This is a genomic window from Natroniella acetigena (assembly GCF_023227745.1).
GTDB lineage: Bacteria > Bacillota > Halanaerobiia > Halobacteroidales > Halobacteroidaceae > Natroniella > Natroniella acetigena.
The window spans coordinates 1-7827 of sequence record NZ_JALKBX010000081.1; the positions used below are offsets into that span (position 1 = coordinate 1).

The 7827-nt window shown below is 36.2% G+C and carries 9 protein-coding genes; all 9 read left to right on the plus strand.

The features are described from left to right. Positions 1-96: 96 nt before the first annotated feature. The 9 genes from folP to tnpA all read left to right on the plus strand — a co-directional run bounded on the left by folP (position 97) and on the right by tnpA (position 7680). Complete coding sequence (folP, locus tag MWH25_RS12150; protein WP_248627919.1) at positions 97-888, plus strand: dihydropteroate synthase; 792 nt, start codon at positions 97-99, stop codon at positions 886-888. A gap of 8 nt (positions 889-896) precedes the next feature. Next, positions 897-1265: a dihydroneopterin aldolase gene (gene folB, locus MWH25_RS12155; RefSeq protein ID WP_248627920.1), complete on the plus strand. Its 369-nt coding sequence runs from the start codon at positions 897-899 to the stop codon at positions 1263-1265. Between the two features lies 1 nt (position 1266). Continuing rightward, positions 1267-1752, plus strand: a complete 486-nt coding sequence (gene folK / locus MWH25_RS12160) for a 2-amino-4-hydroxy-6-hydroxymethyldihydropteridine diphosphokinase (protein ID WP_248627921.1) — start codon at positions 1267-1269, stop codon at positions 1750-1752. Positions 1753-2003: 251 nt separating this feature from the next. Further along, entirely contained in the window at positions 2004-3593 is a 1590-nt protein-coding gene (locus MWH25_RS12165) for a spore germination protein (RefSeq protein WP_248627922.1), read from the plus strand. 13 nt (positions 3594-3606) lie between these two features. Next, positions 3607-4752, plus strand: a complete 1146-nt coding sequence (locus MWH25_RS12170; protein ID WP_248627923.1) for a Ger(x)C family spore germination protein — start codon at positions 3607-3609, stop codon at positions 4750-4752. Positions 4753-4768: 16 nt separating this feature from the next. Next, a complete protein-coding gene (locus tag MWH25_RS12175; protein WP_248627924.1) occupies positions 4769-4921 on the plus strand; it encodes a hypothetical protein in 153 nt (50 codons plus the stop codon). A gap of 15 nt (positions 4922-4936) precedes the next feature. After that, complete coding sequence (locus tag MWH25_RS12180; protein ID WP_248627925.1) at positions 4937-6022, plus strand: GerAB/ArcD/ProY family transporter; 1086 nt, start codon at positions 4937-4939, stop codon at positions 6020-6022. Between the two features lie 345 nt (positions 6023-6367). Then, positions 6368-7108, plus strand: coding sequence for an MBL fold metallo-hydrolase (locus MWH25_RS12185; protein ID WP_248627926.1), 741 nt, complete (start codon positions 6368-6370; stop codon positions 7106-7108). Positions 7109-7290: 182 nt separating this feature from the next. Next, positions 7291-7680: an IS200/IS605 family transposase gene (gene tnpA / locus MWH25_RS12190; RefSeq protein WP_248627927.1), complete on the plus strand. Its 390-nt coding sequence runs from the start codon at positions 7291-7293 to the stop codon at positions 7678-7680. Positions 7681-7827 lie beyond the last annotated feature (147 nt).

Genomic DNA, 7827 nt, shown 5'->3' on the forward strand with positions numbered 1-7827 from the left:
TGAAAACCATAGAAACCATATCAACTGTAAACTGTACACTGATATATAGTGGCAAAGTGCCACTATATATCAATTAATAATTACTGGAGGGATAGGATGTTTGATTTTGGTACTAAAACATATATCATGGGAATCTTAAATTTAACTCCTGATAGTTTTTCAGATGGAGGAGATTACTTTCAAAAGGATGAAGCAGTAGAGCGGGCCAAAAAGATGGTAGCTCAAGGTGCAGATATTATTGATATAGGAGCAGAATCAACTCGTCCTGGATCGGAGAAGGTAAGTGCTAAGGAAGAGTTAAGGAGGCTGACTCCTGTACTAAATAAACTTATATCTGAAATTGATCTTCCTATCTCTGTTGATACATATAAAGCGGAGGTAGCTAAAGAGGTTTTAGAGCTAGGAGTAGATATTATTAATGATGTGCGGGGGTTACAATGGGATGAAAATATGGCTCAGGTAATTGCAGAGTATGATGTACCAATTGTAACAATGTATAATGGTCGCTTTTGTAATGATAGAGGAGATATTATTGAGTCAATTAAGAATTTCCTACGAAAGAGTATTAACCTTGCTAAAGATGCAGGGGTTAAAGAGAAAAATATCATCTTAGATCCTGGGATTGGCTTTGGGATTAGTGCAGAAGAAAGTATGGAAATTATGAGAAGGTTACCAGAGCTAAAGAAGCTAGGCTATCCTTTATTGCTAGGTACTTCTAGAAAGTCAATGTTAGGTGAAATACTAGATTTGCCTCCGAAAGAACGGGTTGAAGGAACTGTAGCTACAACTGTAATGGGTATTATGCATGGTATAGATATCGTTAGGGTTCATGATGTTAAGGAAAATTTAAGAGCTGCTCAAGTAACTGATACTATCTTTAGAAAGTAGGGATAACAATGGATAAAGTAATCTTGAATAATTTAGCTTTTTATGGTTATCATGGAGTATTGAATGCAGAGAATGAAATCGGACAAAAGTTCTTTATAGATTTGGAGTTATATTCAGATTTAAGAAAAGCCGGACAAAGCGATCAATTAGATGATGCAATCAATTATGCTGAAGTTTATGAAGTAATCAAGGAGATATTTCATGCTCAGGACTATGATTTGATTGAAGCGTTGGCGGAAGATATAGCTAGCAAGATCTTAGAGGAGTTTTCTAAGATTGAAGAAGTGATGATCAGGGTTAAAAAACCGGAAGCACCTGTCAATGCAATATTTGATTACGTTGGAGTGGAGATTACAAGAAGTCGAGGGAGTAATTAGAATGGAGTCAGTTTATTTAGGATTAGGAACTAATTTAGGAGATAAAGAGCAGAATTTGAAGCAAGCAGTGGAGTTGATCGCTAATTTTCCCCAAACAGAATTGAGCAAGGTCTCTAAGGTTTATGAAACTGAGCCGTGGGGTTATACTGAACAGGATAATTTTTTAAATCTCTGTCTGGAAATCAAGACCGATTTGGCCCCTTATCAATTATTAGAAGAGTGTCAAGGGGTAGAGAAAGATTTAAAGAGAGAACGGGAGATTAGATGGGGGCCAAGGATCATTGATGTCGATATCTTATTGTATGGTGACTTGGTCTTAACCGATCAGAAGCTGACCATTCCACATCCTAGAATTCAAGAACGAGCCTTTGTTTTGAGTCCGTTAGCAGACTTGGATCAGAAGTTAGTTATTAAGGGGAAGAGTGTACTGGAGTGGAGCGAATTACTTGATGAGCAGGAAATAAAGGAATATGGTGAGTTAGGTTAAGGTTGAGTGAATAAATTATCTTCATGGGTTGTGATGAAGACAATGCTCACGGAGAGTGTACAAGACTCGTAGGTAAGTTTAAGTAAAAGCAGTAAAAACAAAATAATAAAATAGAAAAAGGGCCAACATCTTTAATAATTAAAGATGTTGGCCCTTTTTTTAGATGGGGAGAATAATATTTGATTTAGTGGGTAAAAATACTAAAGAATCAACTGGTTAAGCTTCTTAAATTTGAAATTGGAGGTTAAATAGTGTTTCAAAAACTTCTAGATAAGGTCAAACTCTGGTTACTATCAAATGAGGACGAAGAACAAGGTCAACTTCCTTCTGAAATGGTAGAAGGAAAGAAGATCGCAAAGAAATTAAAGCAGAATCTAGCATTAATTGAAGATGTCTTCGCTGATAATTATGATATTTGTATCAGGGAATTTTTAGTTGGTAAAGATAAGAGTAAAGATGCTTTCCTAGTCTTTATTGATGGTTTAACTGAAGAGAAGATTATTAGTGAGAATATCTTAACACCATTAATGAATAGTAGAGAAAAAGCAGTTGATTTAGAAAAAATTACGAAATCAATCATCTCTACTGCTAATGTATCGGAAGTCTTTACAATAGAGGAAGTGGTTGAAGGGGTGGGAGCAGGTAAGACTGCTTTATTTTTAGATAATGAAGAAAAGGCAGTCTTGATTGATAGTGTTGCCTTTGAAAGTAGAGCAGTGGAAAAGCCAGAGGTAGAAACGGTAATTAGAGGGCCTAAAGAAAGCTTTGTTGAAGATCTATCTGTAAATACTTCACTATTAAGAAGAAAGCTTAATAATGCCAATTTAAAGTTAGAACGGATTGTTTTAGGTCAGCAGACTAAGACAAATATTTGTTTAGCTTATGTGAAAGGGATTGCTAATGAGAAGATTGTAGATGAGGTAAGAAGTAGGGTCAGTAGGATAGAGATTGATGCTATCTTAGAGTCAGGGTATGTCGAAGAATTTATTGAAGACCATCCGCTCTCATTATTTTCTACAGTAGCTAATAGTGAAAAGCCTGACTTAGTAGCAGGTAAGATCTTAGAAGGGAGGATTGCAATCTTTGTTGCTGGAACTCCGACTGTGTTGACCGTACCTCATATCTTTGTAGAGAGTCTGATGACAACAGAGGATTATTATTCAGGTCCTTATTTAGTTTCATTAATTAGGTTGATTAGATATATTGCTTTTGTACTTACACTCTTATTACCAGCACTGTATGTTGCAGTTGTTGCTATTCATCCTGAGTTATTACCAACAGAGTTGGCTATTTCTGTAGCGATTGCCTCGGAAGGTGTTCCCTTTCCTAAGGCAGTAGAAGTGTTAATAATGGGATTTTTATTTGAAATTTTAAGAGAAGCTGGAGTGCGGATGCCTCGAGCTGTAGGACAGGCAATTAGTATTGTAGGGGCACTCATCTTAGGAGATGCAGCGATTAATGCCGGTTTGGTAGGAGCTCCGGTTGTGATTGTAACTGCTTTGACTGCTATCTCTAGTTTTATTATTCCTCCTTTAACAAGTGCGATTACTATATTGAGATTGGTGGCTGTCTTATTTGCAACTGCTATGGGGTTGCCAGGGGTTTTGACTTTTAGTATAGCATTAGTGATCCATTTAGCTTCTTTACGTTCTTTTGGAGTACCTTATTTATATCCATTAGCTCCATTGGATATTGAAGGTTGGAAAGATGTCTTTATCAGAGTCCCTTGGTGGTTGATGGCTAAAAGACCTGAGTTAATAGCTAAAAATAATCGGTGGCGGAGTAAATTAGGGCAAAGGCCTAGTCCCTATCGAGATGAGATTGAGGGGGATGATTTTTAAAAAGGAGTAAAAAATGAAGAAAAAAGTTTTAGTCTTAGTTTTGATCAGTTCAGTAATATTTCTAGTCGGTTGTTGGAACTATATCGAAATGAAAGATCGTACCTTTGTGGTAGGAGTTGGTGTTGATTTAGTAGAGGATGATCTGATAGAAGTGACTACTCAGTTGCTAAAACCCCATGAGATTGGAGTTCCTGCGGCGGGAGAGCCTACTCCTGATGCAGATCCAGTCTGGATTCTCAGTAGTCAAGGAGAGACAGTCTTTGATGCAGTTCGAAATTTTGTCAGGCAAGCAGGTCGAAAATTGTTTTGGCAGTACAATAATGTAGTTGTGTTCAGTGAAGAAGTGGCTCGGGAAGGAATATTGCCTTTCCTTGATTTTTTTGTTAGGGAGCACGAATTGAGATTAGGCCAAAAATTAGTAATCAGTAAAGGAGAAGCTGGGGATATTGTCGGGGCCAAGCATGGCTTAGAGAGGATTCCTTCGATGGCAATTGTTGATATGTTGGAAGAAGAAGAGGCAATGGGTGGGATTGTTAATGTTGATCTATTCGATTTTTTGGAAGAGGTTAATAGTAAGGCCGGTGCTCCAGTAGTAGGGACGGTAGAAAATTTAGAAGGTGCGAGGTTAGATGTAGAGGGAGGAGCTGTCTTTAAAGGGGATCAATTGCAAGGTTTTTTAGATAAAAGAGAGACAAGAGGGAGAAACTGGGTTGTAGGAAGGGTAGTAAGTGCAATTATTGTTTTGGAATGGGAAGAGGATCAGAAGTTAAGTGTTGAAATCTTGCGGACCAATTCCAGTATAGAACCTGAATTTAGGGATGGTAGATTGGTAATTAAAGTCGAAATTGAGACAGAAGGGAATTTAGGTGAGCAGCAGACTGCAGTTGATTTCACTAAGTTAGATAGATGGTATTCACTTGAGAAGAAGTTGGTGAACTCTATAGAAAATGAAATAAAAGATATTATAGAGCTAGCTCAGCAGGAGTTTAGAGCTGACATATTTGGATTTGCTGATGAAGTGTATCGTAAGTATCCTCAAGAGTGGAGAAGAATAGAAGATGAATGGGAAGATGAATTTGCTTCTTTAGAAGTAGTGGTGGATGTAGAGGCCAAAATACGCCGACCATTTATAATTAGAACTTTTCCTAGCTTAGACTAAAGGATGGTAGAGCTATATGGAAATAATTGCTATGGTATTAATTGTTTTATTGATCAGTTTAGTTGAGGTTCCTAAGATGATTGCTCTGCAATTATGGAAGGAATTGATTACTTTTTTTATTTTATTAGGGGGTGGGGTATTTTTGGTCCTGTATTTAATTTTATGGTAGGGGAGGAGTTAGATTTTGAATAAGGAGGTAATCTCAAAAGGTCAGGTAATATTTTTACTGTTTGTAGGATTATTCGATACTAAATTTTTGATAATTAATACTTACTTGGCAGAAGTAGCTGGTAGGGATGCTTGGTTAGCAGTACCTACTAGTTACTTAATTGGATTCTGTTTGAGTATATTTATAATTAAACTGGCTAAGCTTTTTCCTGAGCAGACAGTTATTCAGTATTTACCGCAGATTTTAGGAAAATTTTTAGGTAAGTTTATCGGTTTTGTCTATATTATCTCTATTACTCTCTTTATTTCACTGATTCTCCGCTTAAATACTGAGGTAATGATAATTTTAATGCCAGAAACTCCTCCACTTGTCTTTGTTTTGTTACTAATTGGCTTAAGTGTCTATGTATTGAAGAAAGGATTTGAAGTTTATGCTAGAACCTGTCAGTTTTTTGTACCCTTAGTGGCGACTGGAGTGGTAGTAATTTTTTTAGTAGGAGTGGAAAAGGGTAATCTATATCGATTCCAACCATTTTTAGAATATGGGATAGAACCCATTTTGATAGCCAGTCTACGGGGACTTGCTTTGTTAAGTGTAGGTTTATTATTTATGGCTTTTTGGTTAGCTTATCTAAATAAATTGACTTCTATAGAAAAAATAACTGGGGTCAGTTTTTTATTTGTTATGATTCAGATGCTACTGATTGTTGTCTTAGTTATCAGTGTATTAGGGGTGCAATCTACTCTCTTTCATACTATTCCTATATTTTCTTTAACCAGGTTATTAGAGATTGCTGATTTTTTAAAAGGCTTTGAAGGAATTTTGCTGATTGTTTGGTTTCCAGTTGGATTTATGGTGATAGCAGGTTATTTTTTTTCGGTAGCAGTAGGGACTGCTCAATGGCTGAATTTAAAGGAGTATAAGCCGTTAGTCTTACCATTGGCTTTGCTTATAACTGCTTTGGCTATGGTACCTGAGAATTATGAAGTTTTAAAAGAATCTATTGAGAATCTTAGTATGTATCTTTTATTTCCGTTAGCCGGACTTTTTCCAATCTATTACTTAATAGCAGTTGTTAGAGGAGTCGGGCAGAAGCAGTAAATAGTTAAAAATCAATTGATGATTGAAGGTCAAAAGCTTAATTACAATATTGTGGCACTTTTGTGCCACAATATTGAGTTGACAGTGTACGGTTTACAGTTTACAGTTAAGATCAAAACCTTAAAAAATTAAGACCTTTGAAATGCCTTATGTTGGCAGGTTTATAGTGATTTTGATTTAAGTTTTTAATGGTTTTAACTGTCAACCGTCAACTGTAAACTGTACACTGATATTTAGTGGCAAAGTGCCACTTTATATTAATATTGTGTCAGAGTTGAATTTATTGATTGCGAGTCAGGCTAGATATGTTATAATAGAAAGCAAAAGGAAAATGAGGTGTTAATTATGAAGTTGACTGTCTTAGGTAATCGTTCTCCATATCCGACTGCAGATGCTGCTTGCTCAGGCTATTTATTACAGGCTGACGAGCAGAATATCTTAATTGATGTTGGCCCGGGAACATTGAGCAATTTACAGCAGATAATGCCTTTGTACCAATTGGATGCGATTATTATCTCTCATTTGCATCAAGATCACTGCTTAGATCTATTGCCGATGCATTATGGAATGATGAAGAGTATTGAGCAGGGCAAGAGGGAGGAGGCGTTAGCAGTTTATCTGCCTTTTGATGGCGGGGAAGAGTTAGAATTTATCCAAGCTAAAGTGGGCCAAGAGTTTCATTTACAGCAGGTTGCTCAAGAGATAGAGTTTGAATTAGAGGATTTAAAGGTCAGTTTCCAAAGAAGTAATCACCCTAAGGAGTGTTATGCAATCAAGGTTGATGATGGAACTAAGAAACTTGTCTATACTGCTGATACAGGTTGGGAAGAATCATTAGTAGAGTTTGCTGCTAATGCAGATCTATTATTGGCAGAGGCGAGCTTGTTAGAAAAGGATCGGGAGTATACAAAAGCTGGTCACTTGACTGTCAAGCAGGCCGTTCAATTGGGAATTGAAGCTCAAGTTGGCAAAGTGTTGCTGACCCATTTTTGGCCCGAATATGAGCAGGGTGAAATTACTGCTGAGATACCAGAGGCTGAAATAGAGGTGGAGTTGGCCCGAGTATTAGAGAATTATTCTTTTTAAGTGGGTTAATTACCGAATTGTAGCCGAGAAAGCCTCGCTCTTGTTAAAGGGCGGGGATGAATCGGCTATTTTAATTTTTAATCGACTTGAAAATTAAAATTATTTATATAATACATTTCTTGAATACGAACCCCTTTTATGATATAATACAGTTAATAACTGATATTAAGGGGTTTTTAACAATGAATACCTACAACAGTACAAGGCACGCAAAGTTCCTTTTAAACTATCATTTTATATGGATACCTAAATACAGAAAACATATTTTAGATAATCCTGAAATTAAACAACTGACCTTAGATACCATTAATGAATTAGCTGATACACATAATTTTGAAGTGTTAGCTACTGAAATAATGCCAGACCATATACACCTTTTTATATCAACTTTGCCTAAGTATTCTCCTAGTAAGCTAATGAATATCATTAAAGGTACTACTGGAAGAAGAATATCAAAACACTTTCCAAAATTGAACATTAAAGGTTCTGTATGGACTAGAGCCTATTTTGTAGCTACTTCTGGTAATGTTAGTTCAGAAACTATCCAACACTATATTGAAAATCAAAGGTGATAATATGCAATTAACTTATGTCCTAGAGTTGCTAAAACCAACTAAAAGAAAAGAGAATATATTCTTAAACAATATTGCAGAAGTAGTTAAGAATCGTCAAACTGTCGCTGACAAACTTAAAGCAGGAGAAACTAAATTGAGTTCTGC

Coding starts and splice junctions, on each gene's coding strand:
- MWH25_RS12175 (WP_248627924.1), top strand. CDS start 4,769: ATGGAAATAATTGCTATGGTATTAATTGTTTTATTGATCAGTTTAGTT.
- tnpA (WP_248627927.1), top strand. CDS start 7,291: ATGAATACCTACAACAGTACAAGGCACGCAAAGTTCCTTTTAAACTAT.
- MWH25_RS12170 (WP_248627923.1), top strand. CDS start 3,607: ATGAAGAAAAAAGTTTTAGTCTTAGTTTTGATCAGTTCAGTAATATTT.
- MWH25_RS12185 (WP_248627926.1), top strand. CDS start 6,368: ATGAAGTTGACTGTCTTAGGTAATCGTTCTCCATATCCGACTGCAGAT.
- folB (WP_248627920.1), top strand. CDS start 897: ATGGATAAAGTAATCTTGAATAATTTAGCTTTTTATGGTTATCATGGA.
- folK (WP_248627921.1), top strand. CDS start 1,267: ATGGAGTCAGTTTATTTAGGATTAGGAACTAATTTAGGAGATAAAGAG.
- folP (WP_248627919.1), top strand. CDS start 97: ATGTTTGATTTTGGTACTAAAACATATATCATGGGAATCTTAAATTTA.